The sequence below is a fragment of the Streptomyces sp. WAC03905 genome (assembly GCF_057371075.1).
Genome location: NZ_JBXYDZ010000003.1, coordinates 7,577,497 through 7,597,224, shown reverse-complemented (window position 1 = coordinate 7,597,224; position 19,728 = coordinate 7,577,497). Strand labels below are relative to the sequence as shown.

The 19,728-nt window shown below is 73.5% G+C and carries 14 protein-coding genes and 1 pseudogene; 6 read left to right on the top strand and 9 right to left on the bottom strand.

Going from position 1 to position 19,728, the window contains the following annotated elements:
* Positions 1–20: 20 nt before the first annotated feature.
* Together AC2RP6_RS36895 and AC2RP6_RS36890 are read right to left on the bottom strand one after the other, a co-directional pair.
* Entirely contained in the window at positions 21–1,751 is a 1,731-nt protein-coding gene (locus AC2RP6_RS36895) for a BCCT family transporter (protein ID WP_486450577.1), read from the bottom strand.
* A 255-nt stretch (positions 1,752–2,006) separates the two neighbouring features.
* Entirely contained in the window at positions 2,007–3,545 is a 1,539-nt protein-coding gene (locus AC2RP6_RS36890) for a hypothetical protein (protein ID WP_486450175.1), read from the bottom strand.
* A 763-nt stretch (positions 3,546–4,308) separates the two neighbouring features.
* Here AC2RP6_RS36890 and AC2RP6_RS36885 point away from each other — a divergent pair.
* Entirely contained in the window at positions 4,309–5,880 is a 1,572-nt protein-coding gene (locus AC2RP6_RS36885; RefSeq protein WP_486450174.1) for a S8 family peptidase, read from the top strand.
* Positions 5,881–6,243: 363 nt separating this feature from the next.
* On the opposite strand, the pseudogene AC2RP6_RS36880 reads toward AC2RP6_RS36885, so the two are convergent.
* A pseudogene (locus AC2RP6_RS36880) lies at positions 6,244–7,229 on the bottom strand (sigma-70 family RNA polymerase sigma factor).
* Between the two features lie 50 nt (positions 7,230–7,279).
* Positions 7,280–7,573 (bottom strand): hypothetical protein, encoded by a 294-nt coding sequence (locus AC2RP6_RS36875; RefSeq protein WP_486450173.1) that lies wholly within the window; start codon positions 7,571–7,573, stop codon positions 7,280–7,282.
* A gap of 368 nt (positions 7,574–7,941) precedes the next feature.
* On the opposite strand from AC2RP6_RS36875, the gene AC2RP6_RS36870 reads away from it, so the two are divergent.
* Positions 7,942–8,361 (top strand): SRPBCC family protein, encoded by a 420-nt coding sequence (locus tag AC2RP6_RS36870; protein WP_486450172.1) that lies wholly within the window; start codon positions 7,942–7,944, stop codon positions 8,359–8,361.
* A 726-nt stretch (positions 8,362–9,087) separates the two neighbouring features.
* Here AC2RP6_RS36870 and AC2RP6_RS36865 read toward each other — a convergent pair.
* The 5 genes from AC2RP6_RS36865 to AC2RP6_RS36845 form a co-directional block, all read right to left on the bottom strand.
* A complete protein-coding gene (locus AC2RP6_RS36865) occupies positions 9,088–9,285 on the bottom strand; it encodes a hypothetical protein (RefSeq protein WP_486450171.1) in 198 nt (65 codons plus the stop codon).
* A gap of 1,066 nt (positions 9,286–10,351) precedes the next feature.
* Positions 10,352–12,292: a hypothetical protein gene (locus AC2RP6_RS36860; protein ID WP_486450170.1), complete on the bottom strand. Its 1,941-nt coding sequence runs from the start codon at positions 12,290–12,292 to the stop codon at positions 10,352–10,354.
* A 118-nt stretch (positions 12,293–12,410) separates the two neighbouring features.
* Entirely contained in the window at positions 12,411–12,833 is a 423-nt protein-coding gene (locus AC2RP6_RS36855; protein ID WP_486450169.1) for an STAS domain-containing protein, read from the bottom strand.
* Positions 12,830–13,840 carry a cobalamin B12-binding domain-containing protein gene (locus AC2RP6_RS36850; RefSeq protein ID WP_486450576.1) on the bottom strand — a complete coding sequence of 337 codons (1,011 nt, stop codon included), beginning with the start codon at positions 13,838–13,840 and terminating at the stop codon, positions 12,830–12,832. Before AC2RP6_RS36850 ends, AC2RP6_RS36855 begins: the two co-directional genes overlap by 4 nt.
* 134 nt (positions 13,841–13,974) lie before the next feature.
* The gene (locus tag AC2RP6_RS36845) at positions 13,975–15,561 is read right to left on the bottom strand and encodes a PP2C family protein-serine/threonine phosphatase (RefSeq protein WP_486450168.1); all 1,587 of its coding nucleotides are present in this window, start codon (positions 15,559–15,561) and stop codon (positions 13,975–13,977) included.
* 310 nt (positions 15,562–15,871) lie between these two features.
* Here AC2RP6_RS36845 and AC2RP6_RS36840 point away from each other — a divergent pair, with 310 nt between their 5' ends.
* The 4 genes from AC2RP6_RS36840 (at position 15,872) to AC2RP6_RS36825 (ending at position 19,704) form a co-directional block, all read left to right on the top strand.
* A complete protein-coding gene (locus tag AC2RP6_RS36840) occupies positions 15,872–16,216 on the top strand; it encodes an STAS domain-containing protein (RefSeq protein ID WP_486450167.1) in 345 nt (114 codons plus the stop codon).
* Positions 16,217–16,283: 67 nt separating this feature from the next.
* Positions 16,284–16,715 carry an ATP-binding protein gene (locus tag AC2RP6_RS36835; protein WP_486450166.1) on the top strand — a complete coding sequence of 144 codons (432 nt, stop codon included), beginning with the start codon at positions 16,284–16,286 and terminating at the stop codon, positions 16,713–16,715.
* A gap of 240 nt (positions 16,716–16,955) precedes the next feature.
* Entirely contained in the window at positions 16,956–18,719 is a 1,764-nt protein-coding gene (locus tag AC2RP6_RS36830; protein WP_486450165.1) for a bifunctional phosphatase PAP2/diacylglycerol kinase family protein, read from the top strand.
* Between the two features lie 31 nt (positions 18,720–18,750).
* The gene (locus tag AC2RP6_RS36825) at positions 18,751–19,704 is read left to right on the top strand and encodes a YihY/virulence factor BrkB family protein (RefSeq protein ID WP_486450164.1); all 954 of its coding nucleotides are present in this window, start codon (positions 18,751–18,753) and stop codon (positions 19,702–19,704) included.
* Positions 19,705–19,728: the final 24 nt, after the last annotated feature.

Below are 19,728 nucleotides of genomic sequence, written 5' to 3'. Positions count from 1 at the left end.
ACCGGCACTCCTGAGGGCCGTCAGGAGGGCGGCGGCGCGGCGCCGGGGTCCCCCCCGTCACCGTCGCCGTCGTCCCTCCTCTCCCCCGGTACCGCGTCCTGCGCCGGACCGATGCGGATCTCGAACCCGCCCGCGTACTTCTCGTGGCCCGCGATCACGGCTTCCTCGACGGCCTCCTCCGCCAGCTCGGTGCGGACGATCAGCGGGTCCTGGCGGAGGTCCCGCAGGAGGGCCCAGCACATGCCGATCATCACCAGCACGAACGGCGCCGCGACGAGGATCGTCAGGTGCTGCAGGCCCGCCAGGGCGTCGCCCTTGCCCTCGCCGACGAGCAGCATCACGGCCGCCACGCCACCGGTCACCACGCCCCAGAAGACGACGACGAACCGGGCGGGTTCGAAGGTGCCGCGCTGCGAGAGGGTGCCCATCACGATCGACGCCGCGTCGGCGCCGGACACGAAGAAGATGCCGACCAGGATCATCACGAGCAGGCTCATCACGCCCGCGATCGGGAACTCCTGGAGGACGCCGAAGAGCTGCGCCTCGGGGGTGGTCGCGCCGCCGAGCTCGCCCTGTTCCTTCAGGCGCATCGCGGTGCCGCCGAAGATGGCGAACCAGACCAGGCTCACCGTGCTGGGAACGAGGATGACGCCGCCCACGAACTGACGGATCGTACGGCCGCGGCTGATGCGGGCGATGAACATGCCGACGAACGGCGTCCAGGAGATCCACCAGGCCCAGTAGAAGACCGTCCAGCTGCTCAGCCACTCGGCGACGTCACCGCCGCCCGTGGACGCCTCGGTGCGGCCGACCAGCTGCGGCAGCTCCTCGAAGTAGGCGGCGAGGGAGGTGGGGATCAGGTCGAGGACCAGGATGGTGGGGCCGACGACGAACACGAAGGCCGCGAGGACGACGGCCAGCACCATGTTGATGTTGGACAGCCACTGGATGCCCTTCTCCACGCCCGAGACGGCCGAGAAGACGAAGCAGACGGTGAGCACGCAGATGACCGCGACGAGCAGGCCCGTCCCGGCCCGGTCGAGCCAGCCCACCTCGTGCATGCCGCTGCCGATCTGGAGCGCGCCGAGTCCCAGCGACGTCGCGGAGCCGAACAGCGTGGCGAAGATGGCCAGGATGTCGATCACCCGGCCGGGGGCGCCCTGGGCCCTGCGCTCCCCCAGCAGCGGGACGAAGACGGCACTGATCGTCTGCCGCCTGCGGCGCCGGAAGGTGCTGTAGGCGATGGCCAGGCCGACCACGGCGTAGATGGCCCAGGGGTGCAGCGTCCAGTGGAAGAGGGTGGTGGCGAGCGCCGTCTGCATGCGGTCCGCCGAGTCGGCGGGGTCGGTGCCGGGCGGCGGATCGGTGTAGTGCGCGAGTGGTTCACTGACGCCGTAGAACATCAGGCCGATACCCATGCCGGCGCTGAACATCATGGCGACCCAGGAGACGGTGCTGAACTCCGGCTTCTCGTGCTCCTGGCCCAGCTCGATCCGTCCGTACCGGCTGACGGCGAGCCACAGGGCGAAGACGACGAACCCGGAGGCGGCCAGGACGAACGCCCATCCGGCGTTGTGCATGAGGCCGTTCAGCAGGGTGTCGGAGACGCTCTCCAGCGAGCTGGTGGCCGTGACACCCCAGACGACGAAGCCCAGGGTGAGTACCGCCGTCACACCGAAGACCACCCGGTCGGTGACGGGTGACTCGTCCTCGTGGGGGTGGCGGCCGGGCAGGGCCGCCTTCACGGGCAGCCGCAGCCGCGCCCCCCGTTTGCGTTGCTCATGGGACACAGACGGCACACCTTTCGCGATCACGGCCGAGTCTTCTTGTATGCCGTACCACGTTGTGGGCGTATGTCCCGGTATCAACAGGCTTCGAGGGCGTCTCCGCTGTGCGCTGATAGGCCGTACGGGTGCGGGGGCGGCCCGCCCCCCGCCCCGTCACGGGCGCTCGCCGGCCGCCCCGCGGGCGTCCTCAGTCGCTCCTTGGCCGCCCCCCAACCGCGTTCAGCCGCTCTTCAGGCGGCGGACGAACTCGTCGCCCAAGCGGCGCTGGAGGTCGGCCAGTTGCTCGTCGGTCAGGCCCTTGAGGTCGCCCGGGTCCCCTCCGCCCTTCGCCGCGCCGTCCTGTTGCTTCTGCTGTTCGCGGCGTTTGAGCTCCTGCTCCTCGGGAGAGCCGGGCGCCGCGTACGCGCACCGGATGAGGGCGCCGTCGGCGGCTTTGAGGCAGGTGGCTTCGCGGCCGTCGACCGGCCCCCTCCCCTCGACGCGGTAGCGGATGTTCTGTTCGCTGCCCACGGTGGCCGTCCAGGTACTGCCGCCGGTGGGCACGATCTCGAACACCTCGTCGTCGTTGTAGCAGCAGACGTCCCGGTACTCGGCCTTGATCAGCGCCACGAGCGCCTTGGGCGAGGACCAGGCGGGATCGAGGCGGTAGACCGTCATGGGAGCGAGACCGCCGCCCTGGTGGCGCGTGGGCACGGTCGAGACGGCCACCACCGAGCTGGCGTCGCCCTGCGGGGTGAGCGGGGTGACGTAGGCGCTGCCCCCCGCCGCGGCGCCGCCGTAGCGGAGGGTGAACTCGGACTCGTTGCCCTCGTTGGCGCCGTCCTCGGAGGCGTCCCAGCCGCTGCGCTCGAACCACCAGTCGCCGAAGCCGCCCACCGCCGCCGTGCCCTCGCGCTGGCGCGCGGCGAGACTCAGCGGGTAGGAGGGGCCGGGCACGGCGGAGGTGTCGGCGGTCACCGTCAGCTTTCCGGTCCTGCCGTCGTAGAGGGCCGCGCCGGCGGGGCGTTCGGTCACGACGAAGAGGCCGGTCTGGCGCTTGAGGGGGACGACGACGACCGGGGTGCCGTTGGAGCAGGTCACGTAGGCGTCGTCGGCATCGAACCGGACCCAACGCTTCTCGGCTGAGATCTTCCGGCCGAGGTTGTGGGTGAACCAGCCGCTGATCCGGGCGTCCGCCTTCGCCACGTCGAACGGGCAGCGCTCCTGGCTGCGGCCGGTGCCGCCCAGTGGCACCTCCTGCACGAGGCCCACCTCGTACCCGGCGAGCCAGCCGCGCCGCTCGACCAGGGCCCCGAAGCGGTCGGAGTCCGGGAGGTAGGTGATGTCGGATATCTCGCCGGTGACGTCGCCCAGATGCGGGGCGGCCTGCGCCTTGCCCACCACGTACGGGGAGCGGGCGGACAGGGTGGGCACCGGATCGCTGACGATCTCCGCGGAGGCCATGTACGCCCGGTCCTGCAGGTAGGCGCCGTACACCAGCCAGCCGACGGCGAGGACGAGGAGGAAGGCCCCGCCGAACCAGCCGAGGACGATGGCCGCTGCGCCCCCGCCCCCGCCCCCGGTACGGCCGGTGCGCCGGCGGAGCCACCGCACGGCCAGACCGACCGCGATGCAGCACGCCACGGCCACGAGGGGCAGCGAGAACCACGAGAAGAGCTTGCGCAGTTCCCACACCATGATCGTCGTGTAGTAGGAGGCGTACCACAGCACGAACGCCGTCGCCACTGCCGTCAGTCCCCAACCCCATGCCCGTGCCATCGGCCGCTCCCCCCGTGCCCGGTCCGGGCCCCCGCCCGGCACCGCTGGCTCGATTCTGCACGCCCGGCCGCACCGTGTCAGCGTTCCGGCCCGGGGCCGGTGCGGGCGTGTGCACGAAAGTTTCACAACTCGGGCCCTGCGCGCGCCGGTGGGTGGTCGCCAGTGGGCGCGGCGCGCTCCCCCGGGCTCCGGGCCGGGCTTCGACGTCGCCCTTCGAACGGCCTCCACGGACCGCGCCGGACCCGCGCCCCGCGCGGCCGGAGCACTCCCCGGGGAAGCCTGGAGTGGCGTGAACCCGTCGGGTCCGCGGAGTTGGCGGAGCGTGTCGCTCCGCCCGGGTCGCGAGCAAGGGGCGCAGGCAGCGAAGGCGACGGACCGTCCGGCCGCACGGAGGCTTCCCCGCGGGGCCCTTCCGGTGCCGCACCCGCCCGCGGCGCGAATGCGAGCCTCCCGTGGACCGCAGCACCCGAAGACGCGCGGGCGGTGGGGTGACGCGTCCTGCCGCCCGCTCCCACCGCACCGGCGACACCGGCCGTGCCCGGGTCATGTGCGGCGCGTCTTTGCTCAATCATGGCCGGAGCATGGCAGGGATGTTACGCGTTCGCCGGACCCTTGTGGGCGGGCCGGGGGTGGGTCAACCTTTCGAAGGCGAAGCCGAATTGACGGGTTGTCATGTGCATGTCGCACGTCCATGCCTCCGGCCCGTCGACGCGCGCCTCCGCCCCGTCCCCGCAGTGCACCGCCTACCAGGAGGACCCCCCACATGTCCGTGATGCGTCACACCCGCCGGAGGTTCGCCGGCATCAGCGCGACCGCGGTCGCGGCCCTCGCGCTCGGAGCGGCCGCCGCCCTACCCGCTTCGGCGGCCGACAGCGGCGCGCAGGGCGTCATCGAGAACGCCGGAGCCGCCGGAACCATCTCCGGCAGCTACATCGTGACCCTGAAGGACTCCGCGGCCCGCTCCACCGCGGACAGCGGCAAGGCCGTGGCGAAGCGGTACGGCGCCCGGATCGACCGGACGTACACCGCGGCCCTCAACGGCTACTCCGTCAAGGTCTCCGAGGCCCAGGCCAAGAAGCTCGCCGCCGACCCGGCGGTCCGGTCGGTCGTGCAGGACCGCGTCTTCACCGTGGACGCGACCCAGCCGAACCCGCCGTCCTGGGGCCTGGACCGGATCGACCAGCGGGCGCTGCCGCTGAACCAGAGCTACACCTACCCGGACAAGGCCGGCGAGGGCGTCACCGCCTACGTCATCGACACCGGTGTCCGCATCACGCACCAGGACTTCGGCGGCCGTGCCTCGTACGGCTACGACGCGATCGACAACGACAACACCGCCCAGGACGGCCACGGCCACGGCACGCACGTCGCCGGCACCGTCGCGGGCACCTCGTACGGCGTGGCCAAGAAGGCCAAGATCGTCGGCGTCCGCGTCCTCGACAACAACGGCTCCGGCACGACCGCGCAGGTCGTCGCGGGCATCGACTGGGTGACCCGCAACGCCGTCAAGCCGGCCGTCGCCAACATGTCGCTCGGCGGCGGCGCCGACTCGGCGCTCGACACGGCCGTCCGCAACTCCATAGCCTCCGGCATCACCTACGGGGTCGCGGCGGGCAACGAGTCGACCAACGCCTCCACCAAGTCCCCGGCGCGCGTCGCCGAGGCCATCACCGTCGGCGCCACCACCAACACCGACGCCAAGGCCAGCTACTCCAACTACGGCAACGTCCTGGACCTCTTCGCCCCCGGTTCCTCCATCACCTCCTCGTGGGGCACCGGCGACACCGCCACCAACACCATCTCCGGCACCTCGATGGCCACGCCGCACGTGGTCGGTGCGGCGGCGCTCTACCTGGCGCAGAACCCGTCGAGCACCCCGGCGCAGGTCCGCGACGGCCTGGTGGCCGCCGCGACGCCGAACGTGGTCACCGGCCCCGGTACGGGCTCTCCGAACCTGCTTCTGAACGTGGGTGAGGGCGGCACCGTCCCGCCGGGCAAGCGCTTCGAGAACACCGCGGACTACGCGATCGGCGACAACGCGACCGTCGACTCCCCCGTCACCGTCAGCGGGGTCGCCGGCAACGCCCCGGCGTCACTGAGCGTCGCGGTCGACATCAAGCACACCTACATCGGCGACCTCAAGGTGGACCTGGTCGCGCCCGACGGCACCCTGTACAACCTGCACAACCGCTCGGGCGGCAGCGCGGACAACATCATCAGGACCGTGACCGTCAACGCCTCCTCCGAGGTGGCCAACGGCGTGTGGAAGCTCCGGGTGAACGACAACGCGAACCTCGACACCGGAAAGATCGACTCCTGGGCGCTGCAGTTCTGAGCGCACGGAGCAGCTCATGACTCCTGAGCCGCGATGAACGGGCGGGGGCGACCGCGGGACGGTCGCCCCCGCTGCCGTGTCCGCGTGGAGCGGCGCCGGGCACGAGGGGGGCGGCGTTCACGGTGTGCCCGCCGCCGGACGACCCGGAGCTGTGGCACCCCCGGGGCCGGTGACCACCTACGCCACCTACGCGCCACTCGGGGTGCTCACGCAAGCGCTCCAAGGCGCCTACGGGCAGAGGTTCGCTCCGGCACACCTGGTGGCGGCCGGTGCAGCGGCTCGCGGCCTCCGGACCGGGGAGCGAGGGGCCGTGCCGACTTCGTTGTCGCCGGCGTCCTCGCGGGGGGGGGCGAAGGCGGGCGGTCAGGCCTGTGCGCGGACTCGGGTGTCCTCGTCCACCTGGTCCGGCAGGCCGAAGAGCGGGAAGAGGCGTGCGGTGTCACGGAAGGCCGTGATGCCGGTGATGCGGCCCCCGGAGAAGTCGACGACCTGAAGGGCCCAGGGCACGTAGCCGGTGCCGTCCGGGTGGGGGCGGTACTGGCCGAAGCCCGCGGTGCCGTTCGCCACCGTCGGGATCAGCAGGGATCCGCGGCAGCCGACGGCCGGGCCGGTCAGCCACGCCTGGATGTCGCTGATGCCGCGCATCCACTTCGCGTACGGAGGCAGGCACAGGGTGGCATCGACATGGAGCAGCATGTTCAGCTCCTCCATGTCGTAGCGGGAGAAGGCGATGGCGTACCGCTCGGCCAGCACCCGGAGGGTGGCCTGGTTCGGCCGGGAGGAGCGCCTGCGGTGTCCTGGCCTCGATCGGCCAGCGTGGCCCGGGCCCGCTGCAACGCGCTGTTGGCCGAAGCGACGGTGGTGTCGTGGAGGTCGGCGACTTCCCTGGCCGTGAAGCCGAGGACGTCGCGGAGGATCAACGTGGCTCGCTGCCGGGGCGGCAAGTGCTGGAGGACGGCGACGAAGGCCAGGTGGACGGACTCACCGGCCGTGGCGCTCGCCTCCGGATCGCCACTGGGGAAGGGTTCCACCCACAGGCCTGCGTCCAGGGGAGCTCCGGGTGCCGCACCGCCTTCGCTCGGAGCGCCGAGGTCCATCGGCAGCGCCCGCCGCTTGGCCACGGCAAGGGTGTCCAGGCACACGTGCGTGGCGATGCGGTACACCCACGACCGCAGCGACGACCTGCCCTCGAACCGCCCGATGTTCCGCCAGGCCCGCACCAGGGTCTCCTGAGCGGCGTCCTCGGCCTCCGCGTACGCGCCCAGCATCCGGTAGCAGTAGCCCGTCAGCTCCCCCCGGTACGGCTCCAGCCGCTCCGCATCCGCATCCGCCGTCTCCCCGTGCCCCACGCCGCAACTACCCCTTCCAACAGCTGATCCCGCTTCTGTGGTCTGCGAGTTCACTGTAAGCGCGGAGCCGACGAGTTCGAGGGGTGTCCCGCCGCCGCAGGCCTTTCCGTCGGGGTGAGTCCGCCCTTGAGCGCACGTGCGACGAAGGCCGTGGTGCGGCCCGTGCGGTCGCGGGTGACGAAGCGGGAGTCGTTCATGGTGCCGCCGTAGTGCGGCCAGTCGAACATGCCGGTGGTGAACGTCGCGTACGCATCGCAGGGGTCGGCGAGGGCTTCGGTGGAGGTGATGCTTCCCTGGCGGCTCGGACGGAAGCGCGGAGTGCGGTGGACTTCCGGGCTGTGCATGTGCACTGGTCACCTCCGGCGAAGTACACGAACCCGGCGTTGCGGATGTCGGCGCCGGTGCTCACCACGCTCGGCGAAGACGCGCACCAGCGCATGCGACACGGAGAGGACACGGCCCGCCGACTGGGCCTGTACCAGCGCCCTGGTGCGGCCGCCGCACGCGGCACCCGGAGTGGCCGGCGAGCAATCGGCGAGCCGAGCAGTTGCCGGCGGCCTTCGACGGCTGCGTCCCGGCCCCGTCCGCCAACCACTCCGGCTCTGTGCCGCCCTGTGCCTGAGGGCCTCCCCCGGGCTCACCACTCTGCCAGTCGGGTGGGCTTCACCGCTTCGCTGCCTGGCGGCGACCAGCCCGGGGAACTTCGTTACCCATGGGTGACTACGACACTTCGATCACCGTGGCGGTTCCCGCGGCCACGCTCTTCGGATACCTCGCCGACGTGAAGAACCTGCCTGCCTACATGCCGCGCCTGACGTCCGCGAAGCCGCACGACGGCGACCGCGTCACCGTCACCGCGCACATCGACCCGCCCGGCGAACCGGAACAGGACGTCCGGAGCGAGGCCTGGATCCGCGTGCTGGAGGAAGGCAAGTCGCTGGAATGGGGCGCACCGGGCCCGCACGACTACCACGGCAAACTGCACGTCTCCGCCGGCAACGACGAAAATCACTCACTGCTGTCCGTGGAACTGCACACCGAACGGGTCGAGGGCGCTGAGGTCGACGACGGCCTGGCCGAAGCGCTACGAGGCATCAAGTCCGCGGTCGAGGCCGCCGAAGCCGGACGATAACCGACTGCCGCAGCCCCTTTCGTTCAGATCCCGGCCCCTTGCCCTGGGTGTGGAGCGATCTGGCGACCGTCGGGTGGCCGGCACTGTGACCGGGCGGGGCCCGTGCCCGGATCCGGGCGGAGCGTGAGCGGCACTTCGCGGAGGCCGGCACGGGGTGACCCGGTGGCGGGTCCCTCGGACCTGCCCGGCGCCGGACTGCTGAGGGCGGTGGAGCCGGTGCCCGCGGCACTCACGTTCCTCGACTCCCGCCCCGGAGCGTCCGGCTCCGCCGGAGAGCAGCCGCTCGGCGGACGACCGGCAGCACACCGAGGGCTGCGGCCGCGTGCCATCCTCTGCGCGGGGTAATGGCGAGACCATGTCACCGTTCATCACCGCCACCACCCTGCTCGCCCAGGGCAGTCGGCCGGACGGCCCTCCGTGGTTCAAGTGGGCGTTTCTCGCCGTGTGGGCAGCCCTTCTGCCCTGGGTGCTGTACAGACTCCACCAGAACGGCTACTTCAGAAGACGACGCTGACCATCCGTCGCGGTCGTCGGAGCGCCCGACGCCCCCACCGACGCCCCATCTGGTGACAGCGGCGCACGAGCAGACCACCGGTCGCGACCGGCACCTCAGCCACTGACGCGCTTCGGGGCACGTGAGCGCCTGGCCGCGGTGCAGGCGAGCGGTGCGGCCCGTCGGCGGCGGGCGCATGGTCGGGGCGTGGGGCGTTGCTGCAGGAGGGGGCGTCAGATCTCGTCGCCCTCGGGGGCCGGTTCGGCCTGCGGACCGGAAGCGAGCAGTCGTTCGACGGCGGCCGTGACATGGGCGGCGAGGTCGGCGGTATCCGTTTCCGCGGCACCGTCGAGGTAGTTCACGATCGCGGCTTCGATGACCGCGCGCAGGGCCTCGCTGTCGGGAGCGGTCGTGGGGGCGGGGTGGTTCATGGGCTGCTCCTTGGCGCGGGACAGGGCCGGGCGGGTCGGACGTCGCGTCGATTCTCCCGACGATGGGTGGGTCGGGGCCGCGTCGCCCTGGTTCGAGGTTCGACTCGCCGCTCCTGCCGTAGGCGACCCGGATCTGCCCGGTAGCCGCCGCGGTCCGCGACTGGCGCGGGCTACGGGTCGGACAACGGTCGCCCTGGTCGGATTCATGCGGTGCCCGAGGAGTGCGCTGAGACCCCTGGAGTCGCTGAACCTGACGGCCGACAGATCCAGGGCGAGTTTCTGGCCGCGCCCGCCGACGGCGTCGGCGGCCTTGGTGAGGTCAGGCACGGTATCCGTGTCGCGCTCGCCGCTGACCGTCAGGATCGTTCGGTGGGCCGCGAGACAACGACAAGATCAGGGGGTGCATGCTCTGACTGCCCCATCTCGAAATCGGAGCCCATGGCGGCCGGCTCCTCGATCACGCATGGCGTGGGGCGGCCGCCCCACCGGGCGCGGCATGGCGGCGGGGCTCGTGGCTACGGGTCGTCCGCAGACGGGACAGCCAGACGGAGGTGGTGGTCAGCAGGCCGGCAAAGACGGCCAGGAGCAGCAGGCAGACCCACATCTGCCGACTTCCGGGATATGACCGGCCCGACCAGGCCGCCGCGGCTACCCACAGCAGGACACCTGCCGCGTAGAAGGCGCGAATCCGACGCAACTGACGTACGGCCCGCAGGGACATGAGGGTTTCGCTCTTCGGTGCCATGCCGGCCCGTCTACCCCCGACGGACACGATCTACCGAAAGTCTCTCGTTCTGCGCCGCGCCGCGCCGTGAGGCAGCCGGTGGTACGGCCCCCGGCTCCATGCGGTCCCGCGGACTGTCCGCCTCGGGGCCCCGGGTGATGTCGGCCATGCGGGCCGACGGGGAATGCCGGGCCCGGTGGCCACCAGACAGGCCGCGGCCCGATCGACCCCGTTGCAGCCTGCTGGAAGGCCACCGGTCCGCATGCGCTGGTAGCGCCGCTCCGCGTGCGGTGCCGCCGGTGCGGGTGCCGGGCCGGGTCAGCCGGGCCCCCGCGCCCCCGGTCAGTCGCGGCCGCCTCCCGCTCCGTCGAGGGCGGTGACGGTGCCGCCGCCGGCCAGGGTTCCCCGCACGGAGACCGGGCCGTCGGGACCGGTCCAGGGGGCGGCGAGGGTGCGTTCGGTGGTGCCGGCCCGCACCGCACCGGTCGCCGTGATTCCGTTGACCTGCCTGCTCCCGGCGGCCAGCAGGTACCAGCGGCCGGCCGGGGAGCGCCAGCGGAAGCCCGCGAGGAGGTGCTGGCCGAACCGGCCGCAGGCGGCGGTGGAGCGGGCCCGAGCCACGTCCTGCGGCGTTCCCCCTGCCAGGCGCATCCGGACCACGACGTCGCCGGGTCCGGCCCAGCCGGAGGCGCGCGTGCACGACCAGACCGCGCGGCCGGCGCCGTCGGGAAGCTGGGCGGCGGCGAAGTCCCAGACGTTGACGGCCCGGTAGACGCCGGCGCGGAGTTCGCCGAGCCGGCAGGCCAGGGGTGCCCATGCCGCGCGGGCCTCGGGGCCGGTGGCTTCCCTCGGCTGTCGGGCGGGGGCCGCTGCGGGGCCGTCCGGCAGCGGCGTGTAGGTCAGGTGCACCGGGGACAGAGCGCCGAGGTCGGTGAGGACGAAGGAGTGCTTCTCGACGATGCGGGTCGAGGAGGTGAGTTCGAGGACGGGCCAGGAGGCGCAGTCTCCGCCGGCGGGAGGCACCGCCGCCGGGGCGGTGGCCCCGTCGCCGGCGACGGTGAGGGCGTGCGGCGCGTCGCCCGGGCGGAGCAGGTCGCGGGTGGCCGCCGTGGCGATCCACGGGGCGAGGAGGTAGCGGGCCGACGCCCCGCCGGGTGCCCGGGACAGGGTGAGGGCGGCCGCGGTGGTGACGCCCGCGTCGTCGGTGCGGGTGACGTCGAGCGTGCGGGCGCCCGGCCCGGTGGTGGGCTCGGCGTAGCGCACGACGCGGTCCTCGTCGCGCAGGAGCACCACCGCCCGGCCGTCCAGTTCGCCCGCGTAGAGCAGTTGGGGCGGTCGGGCGGGCGGTTCGGCCGTGCTGCCGGGCGTCGTGGTGACCGGGATCGTGCCCGGCGCGGCCCACGTGCGCAGGGCGCGGGCCAGCAGGTCGCGGTCGCCGGTCCGGGCGCCGCGGGCGGGCCAGGCGGTGAAGTCGACGCGGGCGGTGTCCGCCCACGCCTCGGCGGGGACGCGCTGGAGCCGGGCGGGGTCCAGCACCGCGGAGCCCGCGGGTCCGGCTGCCGGGCGGACGTCGGGGCCCGGGGCCGAGCCGTGGAGGGAGAGCGCGGTGAGGGCCAGCGCCAGGGTGGCGAGACCGGCCCAGCCGGCCCGGGCCCGCCGGCGGCGGCGCAGCAGGTCGGTGGGGCGGGCGCTGACCACGCTGGCGTCGAACTCCGGTCGGCGCAGGGCCTGGAGGAGCCCTTCACCGACGGGCAGCGCGAGGGCCTCGCGCACGGCTGCGGCGGGATCGGCGGCGCCGGCGCGGCCGAGGAGGCGTACGGTCTCGTCCTCGGCCAGGTCGTCGAGGTGGTGGAGGACGAACGCCGCCCGCACAGGGGCGGGGGCACCGCTCAGCGTCTGGGCGGCCTCGTCGATCCCGCCCGCGGGCGGCCACAGGCGCAGCCCCCACACGAAGGGCGGGACGGGCAGCCGGCCGATGCGGGCCCGGATGCCGCCCGCGGGTCCGGTGGGGGCGAGGGCGGCGCGCAGGACGCGGGTGCGGACCAGCGTGAGGTGCGGGTCCGGTTCGTCCGTGCCGCCCCCGGCGGGGGCCGGTTGCGCCGGGGTGCCGGGGCGGGGCAGGGCCCGTTGCACGGCCTTGTGGGCCAGCAGGACGCGGGCGTGCCGGCCCAGCGAGTCCGGGAGCGTCAGGTAGGCGAGCCGGACCAGTCGGGGGTACTGCTCGACAAGGACCGCCTCGGCGTGCTCGACGGAGGCCGAGCCGATTCTCTGAGAGGTGCTCACGCCCGCGTCAAACGAGTGAATCCTGGGATGGTCACACACCGGGCCCGCGACCTCCGCGGACGCCGAACGGCGACGGGCTGCCGGCCGGTGCGCCCGGTCGGCCGGTCACGGGGCTGGCTCAGGCGCGCGGTTCCGGGCCGGCGGAGGGGGCGGCCGGCAGGTTCTCCTCGGTCTTCTGGCCGCCGCGGCGCAGGGGCTGGGCGCCCGCGCTCGGTGCCGTGAGGTACTCCAGGGTGCAGGTGAGTTCCAGCAGTCGGTCCAGCTGCACGGTCCGGCCGTCGAGGTGCAGCCCCGCGCCCGCCTTGTCCGTGCGGCGCCGGACCATCAGGAGCGCCGACAGGCCGCTGGAGTCGACGGCGGACAGCCCGCTGCAGTCCAGGCGTAGGTCGCGCAGGCCGGGGTGCGCGGCGAGCAGGCGGTCCACGGCCTCGACGAGGAGGTCGGCGTGGCGGTGGTCGAGGTCGCCGCTCAGCTCGACGCGCACGGCCTCGTGCGAGGAGGAGTAGGACACCCCGAGCGGGGTGGAGGGCAGACTCGTCATACAGCGGTCCCGGTGAGAGGGGTGGCGGTCAGGCGGGCGGCTCCGGCCCGCAGGATGGCGGTGGCGCGGGGAAAGTCCTGCAGTTCCCGCTGCAGGAGTTCCAGGGTGGGCAGCAGCGAGGCGGCCGGAACGCCGCGGGCCTCCAGGACTCCGGCGGTCCACACCAGGAAGCCGCAGAAGAGGTCGTCGTCAGCGGTGTAGAGGGCGGCGGCGAGGAACTCGACGATGTGGGAGAGGTCTTCGGCGGTGCGCTCGCGCTGCGGGTCGGTGTAGGCGCGCATCGCCGGATAGGAGTGCTCCAGTTCGGTGAACACGGCCCGGACGAGCCGGGGGCGGCTGCGGGCGACCAGGGTGTACTCCTGGTCGTTCAGGTGGGGCAGGTCGTCGATGGCCTGGTGGCCGGGCCGGGGCCGCGGGAGCGGGCCGCGGGCCAGCTGGTCGGCGGCGGCCCGCGCGTCGGGGGCCCAGGAGTCGGCGCCGAGGAGGCGGGCGTAGCGGCCGCCGGGTCCGAAGGCGGCGCCGCCCACGATCACGGGGGTTCCGACGGCCTGGCAGGCGGTGATGGTCGCGTGGGCGGCGGGGAGCCGGGTCGCGAGGGAGCCGGAGAGGGCGACCGCGTCGGGGCCGGTGCGGTGCAGGTGCGCGACGAGGTGCGGGGCGGTGACCTGCGCGCCGAGGTAGTCGACGCGCCAGCCCCTGAACCGCAGTACCTCGGCCAGGAGGCGGGCGGGCAGGGCGTGCCACTCGCCGTCCACGCAGGCCACCGTGACCCGGCCGCGGGTGGGTGCGGTGGGCACGGAGGGGTGCAGGGCGACGGCGGCGATGGCGCGGTCGTTGATGGCGGTCGCGGCGTGCTCCTGGGCGACGGTGATGCTGTTCGCCGCCCACTCCTGGCCGACCCGTCCCTGTACGGAGGCGATCACGTCGAGCAGGAGGTCCTCGGCGGCCATGCCGTCGTCCAGTGCGCGCAGCACCGTGCCGACGGTGGCGGCCTCGTCGAAGGCCATCACCGATTCCCACACCTGCGCGCGGAGTTCCTCCGGTCCGGAGGCGCACGTCGTGTCGTGGGCCGCTGCCCGGACCGGGGCGGCTGCCGCTGTGGTTGCGGGCGCCGGGGCCGGGGCCATGGTCTCGGGGGCGCTCACGCGGTGAACCGCCCGCGGGTGTGGCCGTCCACGGCGCTGAGGTGGTTGGTGCGCGGGGCCGAGATCACCACGACGGCCATGTCGTCGTGGCGACCCGCCCCCACCCACTGGGAGGTGAGCATCTGCACGTGCTCGACCACCGCCTCGGCGGGCATCGCCGCGCACTCCGACAGGGCTCGACGCAGCCGCTCCTCCCCGAACATCGCACCGCCCATGGGTCCTCCTCGTGCCTCGCTGATCCCGTCGGTGTAGAGCACGCAGGTGTCTCCGGGTGCCAGCGTGACGCACGCCGTCTCCGTGGTGATCTCGGGCAGCGCACCCACCAGGGTTCCCTTCGTGCGGGCCTCCTCGACCCGGCCGTCGGAGCGCAGGATGAGCGGGGCGGGATGGCCGGCGCTCGTCAGGCGCAGCCGCACCGTGTTGCCGTCCCGGGCGGCGGAGGCCAGCACCATGGTGGCGAAGCGGGCGTTCTCGGAGTTCAGCAGTGAGGTGTTGAGGAGGCTGAGCATGCGGTGGTGGTCGTCGGCCATCGGCAGGAGCGCGTGCAGGGTGTTGCGGATCTTGCCGGTCATCACGGCCGCCTGCAGTCCCTTGCCGCACACGTCTCCCAGGACGACGAGGGAGGGTGCGCCTTCGTCGGCGGCGGGGTGTACGTCGTAGAAGTCGCCGCCGACCCGCTCGTGGTCCTTGGACGGCCGGTAGCCGCCGGCGTACTCCACCCCGGAGACCTGGTGCAGCAGCGGCGGGAGGAGTTCACGCATCAGGGTGTCGGTGATCGACGCCTGCTCCGCGTAGAGCCGGGCGGCCGACATCGCGGCGCCGGCACGGGCGGCGAACAGCCGCGCGAACACTTCTTCGCCCTCCGTGAACGCGCTCGCGCCGTCGGCGCGCAGCAGCACCAGGGCGCCCGCGGGCACGCCGTGCCCGGGCAGGGGCGTGATGACGATCGACCCCAGCGCGTCGAGGCCGTCCGGCACGAGCCAGGCCGGGGCGGCGGACGGGTCGAGCCACCGGGAGGGGACGGGCGGGAAGCCCTGGAGCGCCTCCGCCAGCCCGGGTACGTCCTCCGGGTCGACGACGGCGCGGGAGACGGACGGGCTGCCGCCGCGGACGCAGGAGACGATGGGGAGTTCGGGACCGTGCGCGGGGGCGATCACCAGCGCCGCGTCGGCGAGGTGGTCGGCCGCCATCTGGGCCGTGACGTCCATGCACCGGTCGAGGTTCAGGGACGAGAGCAGGAGGTTGGAGGAGCGGACCAGGAACTCGGTGCGTTCCCGTTCCGTCCACAGGGCCTCCCGGGCCAGCCGGTGGTCGGTGTCGTCGACGAGCCACCACACGACCGTGCCGTCGTCGCGGGGGGTCGGATGAGCCTCGTACGAGCGGTCGCCGACGGAGCCCTGGACGGTGCCGGACCCGGCGGACGGGCGCTGCGCGGGCAGGGGGGAGGTGTGGCGGGCGTGAGCCTCCGCCAGCCATGCGGGGACCGCGTCCGCCATCGCCGAGCCGGGGCGGGCGTCCGGGAACACCAGCCCTGCCGCCTCGTTGGCGTGGACCACGACCGCGCCGGCGTCGGCCACCAGCACCGGATAGGGGGCCTGACCCCATGACAGGCCCGGGGTGGGCGTGCTCGGCGTCGTTTCGGTGGAAGGTACCAAACGTTGAAGGCCCGCTGGGCGGACCCCTCACCTCATCGCGTTCGTCACGTCGGAAAAACCTCGAACCAAACAGTTGTCTTCCGGCAACCATCCTCCATGGGCCGTACACCGTGCAACCGCGCCACGGGGGGACGCGGTATCGAGGGCTCATTCCTGAGGGTGACGGAGTACGGAACCGCTTGCCTCTACGGGTACCCGGTCATCGGGCCCGCACGCGATGTAGGAGGATGTCCCGGTGATGGGAGAGGAACCGGTCGTCACCACGACCACAGCACGCGACGCGACCGTCATCAGCCTGCGCGGCGACGTCGACGAGGACCACGCACCGTTCCTGGCCGGCGCTCTGGCGCGGGCCGCGGTGAGCGGCCTGCCACGCACCGTGGTGGACCTGTCGGGCACCCCTTTCGTGGACTCGTCCGTGCTGCACGCGCTGCTCGACGCGCAGCGGGCCCACGCGGACGCAGGGTCGGTGCTCGTCCTCGCCGGCCCGCTGCACACCGCCGTCCGGCGACTGTTCGATGTCACCGGGGCCGCGGGTGCGTTCCGTATGGCGGACAGCCTGGGGACCGCGATGACATGCTGACCACCACCACCCGTCCCCGAACGGGTCGTCACGGTACGACCCGTGCGGCCATGGGCAGGCGATGAGTATGAACGCACCCCCGCCGTCCGAAGCCCCCCTGGGCTCGCAGCGGCACCACGAGGACGCCGAGGGCGACCGGTACGCCGCGCCGCCCGGTTCGGCGGCCGCGGCGCGCGAGCGCGTGCGCGAGCTGCTGGTCCTGGCGGGTGTCAGCCTCGACAGCGTCACCGCGGCGGACGTGCTGCTCGTCACCTCGGAGCTGGTCACCAACGCGATACGGCACGGTGACGGCGTCATCGCCTTCCATGCCGACATCGCGGGCGACGTCCTGCGGCTGTCCATCGCGGATGCCAACCCCCGCCTCCCCGCGGCCCGTACGGGCACGGTCGACCACCCCGGCGGTTACGGCTGGCCGCTCATCCAGCGCCTGGCGGAGCGCGTCGACTGCAGCACCCGCCCCGACGGCAAGACCATCACGACGGCGCTGCGCCTGAGCTGATCGCCCGCAGAGGCCCGCCCCGCGGCCGTGGGGCGGGCCTCTGCGGACAGGTGCGCCCATGGCCCGCGCTCACCCGGGCCGGGCACTGCCTTCCGTACGTGGCTCCGGGCACCGCCGTCCACCAGGTGCTCCGCGTCGTCCCGGAAGTTTTCGATCTTCATGAGGGAGCACCCTGTGCAGGGGGCTCCGGACAGCGCCCGTGGGCGCATCATCGGGGCGCGACGGGCAACAAGGGCCTTCATGACGACGGGAAACGGTGGGGCCGCGAGACGCTCGCGGCTGGTGTGGCTGGTGACGGCCCAGACGACCTTGATGGTGCTCCTGGGCCTGTGGGTGACCCGGGTGGCGGTCGGCCACTGGCCGCTGACCTGGGAGGACGGTCTGTCCCGGGACTTCGCGGCGCACCGGAGCCCGGTCGGCAACGCTGTCACCGAGGGGCTTTCGCTGCTGGCCAGTACGGAGGGCATCATCGGGGTGACGCTGCTCTGCGTCGCGGCGCTGCTGGCCCTGCCGCCCGCTCCGCGCTGGGCGGACGCCCTGTTCCTGGGGGCGTCGGTCGCCGTGCAGTCGGCGGTCTTCCTCGTCGTCACCTTCTTCGTGGAGCGGCCCCGCCCGGACGTGCCCCAATTGGACGGGGCTCCGCCCACGTCGAGTTTCCCGTCGGGGCACGTCGGCGCGTCCGTCGCCCTGTACGGAGGGCTCGCGGCCCTCGTGCTGCACCGGGTGCGCGGCCCCTGGCGGTACCTCGCGGCCGGCGTACTGCTGCTCGTGCCGCCGGCGGTCGGGCTGTCCCGGGTCTACCGGGGCATGCACCATCCGTCCGACGTGCTGGGCGGTCTGCTCAACGGCGCCGTGACGCTGCTCGTCCTGGGCTCCGTGTTCCTCTCCGGCCGAGGCGCCGCCGGCCGCCGGGCCCCGCACGGGGATCCGGGAGACGGGACCGTTGCGCCCGTACCCGCGCAGGCCGGCCGGTCCCGCGGCGCCGGCGGCAGGGCCGTCGTCGTCCGCCATCCCCACGGCTGCCCGGACGAGTTGGCCGCCGAGGTGCGCGCCCTGCTCGACCGCCACGGTTACACCGACCAGCGGTGGACGTCGACCACCGTGGACCGGCCCGGCGGGAGCCTCGCCGAGGAGTGCGCCGCGGGCGGCGCGGACCTGGTGGTGGCCTGCGGCGGTGACGGCACCGTACGGGTCTGCGCCGACGTCGTCGCCGGTACGGGGATCCCGCTGGCGCTCGTCCCGTGCGGCACCGGCAACCTGCTCGCCCGCAACCTGGACCTGCCGTCCGACCCGGCGGCCGCCCTCGACGAGGCCCTGGCGGGCGGCGACTTCGGCCTCGACGTCGGCCGGGTCGGGGGCGACGGCCTCCCGCCGACCCGGTTCGCGGTCATGGCGGGCGCGGGTTTCGACGCGGCCATGGTCCGCGACGCGTCCCCGGTCCTCAAGGCACGCCTGGGCTGGGCCGCGTACGCCCTGTCGGCGGCCCGGCACCTGCGCGATCCCCGCATGCGCCTGACCCTCCGCCTCGACGGGGGCCGCCGGATCCGGCGGCGGGCGCGGATGGTGGTCATCGGCAACGTCGGCGCGCTCCAGGGCGGCGTGGAACTGCTGCCGCGGGCCCGGCCGGACAGCGGCCGGATGGAGGTCGTGCTCTTCGACCCGCGCGGGGCGGCCGGCTGGCTCGCCGCGCTGGCCCACCTGGCCGCCCGGATCGTCCGCCGTCCGGCTCAGCCCTCGGCCCCGGCAGCCGGTGGGCCCGTGTCCGTCGCCGCCGGATCGCTGGAGTACTTCAGCGCCGCGCGGATCGAGGTCCGCTTCGCGCGGGCCCAGGCCCGCGAGGTGGACGGCGACACGATGTGCGAGGGCGCCCGGCTGACCGTGGACACGGAACCGGGGGCCCTGAGGATGCGGCTGCCCCGCGCACCGGGCGCCACCGCCGCGGCCACGGCCCGTACCGCATCGCCTGTCCGTACCGCATCCACCGCACCCACCGCGCAGCTCTGACCCGCGCACGTCAGGAGAGAGGAGACGAACGATGGGCACCGCCACCCGGGTACCGCAGCGCCGCGACGTGCGGGGCGAGGAGCTGTCCGGCGACGAGGCATGGGCGGCGCTGCGCCGCTACGGCAGCTGGCGCCTCGCCCGGGACTCCTTCGTACGCTTCCGCTACGCGGACGGTTTCAGCCATTCACGCGCCCTGGCCCTGCAGACCGTCCTGTCGATCGTGCCGCTGGCCATCGCCGCGATAGGCCTCTCCAGCGTGCTGCACACCGAGGACGTCGGGCGCGTGGCGGAGCTCACGATCAGCCGGATGACGAGCGGCCCCAGTCAGGACATGGTCGACGAGGCCCTGCGCGAGAGCCGTCGGCACGCCGGTGACGGCGGGCAGGCGGCGCTGTGGCTGGGCCTGTTGTTCTCCCTGGTCAACGTGACCACGAGCCTGTGCCAGGTCGAACGGGGCGCGAACCGGATCTACGGCAACGAACGCGACCGGCCGTTCCTGCGCAAGTACTCGCGCGGGCTGGCCATGGCCGTGCTCGCGGGACTCCCGCTCGGACTCAGCTTCGTCCTCATGGTCCTCGGCTCGCACCTGACCCATGCGTTCGCCGAGGTGTACCACCTCGGTCCCGCCACCATCCGTGCCTGGGACGTCCTGCGCTGGCCCGTCGGCGTGCTGCTGGCCGTACTCGCCACCAGTGCGATCTTCCGCCTCTCGCCGCGCCGCGCCCAACCCGGCTACACCTGGCTCGCCTTCGGCGCCGTCGTCCACCTGGCGCTGTGGCTCGGCGCGACGTGGGCGCTGAGCCTGTACGTGGGCGCCAGCAGCTCCTTCACCAGCGTGTACGGCCCCCTCAGCGCGATCATGTCGCTGCTGCTGTGGTCGTACCTCACCTCGATGGCCCTCTTCCTCGGGCTGTCCTTCGCGGCCCAGCTGGAAGCGGTGCGCGCGGGGACGAAGGAGCCGATCGCCCGGGACCCGGGCGTCTGAGACCGCACCCCACCCGACACCCCT